Origin of the sequence: Vibrio sagamiensis NBRC 104589 (genome assembly GCF_007990935.1) — a bacterium.
Lineage (GTDB): Bacteria > Pseudomonadota > Gammaproteobacteria > Enterobacterales > Vibrionaceae > Vibrio > Vibrio sagamiensis.
Genome location: NZ_BJXJ01000140.1, coordinates 1 through 876 on the forward strand (window position 1 = coordinate 1; position 876 = coordinate 876).

The 876-nt window shown below is 43.4% G+C and carries 1 protein-coding gene; it reads right to left on the bottom strand.

The window, feature by feature from the left end; all coding sequences use genetic code 11:
* Positions 1–48: 48 nt before the first annotated feature.
* Positions 49–876: phage integrase (locus tag VSA01S_RS19825; protein WP_147052813.1), on the bottom strand; the 828-nt coding region annotated here is incomplete at its 5' end.

Genomic DNA, 876 nt, shown 5'->3' on the forward strand with positions numbered 1-876 from the left:
ATGGCGACAAAGTGGCGACAACCGAGCAAAAAAATTTTGTAGCGACGGCTACAGATTTGAAAGCGGGTTATGGGAAATGGCTTCAGTGAGATGGTCAGGTGCAAAGTGAGCATAGCGCATCGTCATGCTGATGTCGGCATGACCAAGGATATCTCTTAACACCAAAATATTGCCGCCATTCATCATAAAGTGGCTGGCGAACGTATGACGCAAAACATGAGATGCTTGGCCGGAGGGAAGGGTAACCCCTAGTTTATTCTTTAAGATGTAGCAGAAAGGTGTATAGCATTCTTGAAACAACTTTTCTGAGGTAGGTTTATATATCTCATGGTAAAGCTCTTCTGAGATGGGCACAGAGCGATTTTTCTTCGTTTTAGTGTTGGTAAACGTCACTTTAAATTTACTGAGCTGAGAGCCTTTCAACTGTGCGGCTTCATTCCAGCGTGCCCCAGTAGACAAGCACAGTTTAACTATTTTTATCATATCAGTGCGTTGGTGCTTTTCGACTTGTTCAAGCAAAAGAGTGAGCTGCTCTTTTTGTAAAAAAGCCATAGTTCGCTCATGATCTTTAAATGGTTTCACTTCCTCAAGAGGGTTTGCTCCTTTCCATTCCCCCAATTCTTTTAATTTATTGAACATACCTTTAAATCGAGCGAGTTCAGAATTAAGAGTAGCAATACTTGGCGCTTCTTTTTGCCAACGAGCATCAACAAAGTCAATGGCCCCAGCCATTCGCTGACTGCGGAACGTCGAATACATCTTGGAAGTGAAAGAGGAGGCGATAGGGTTCCCCATTGCATCCGCCATTTTTAAAAACTTGCTCTGGATAACAGAACCGTTCGCCAGTGTAGCGCCATAGTGAGTAAACCATAGCTT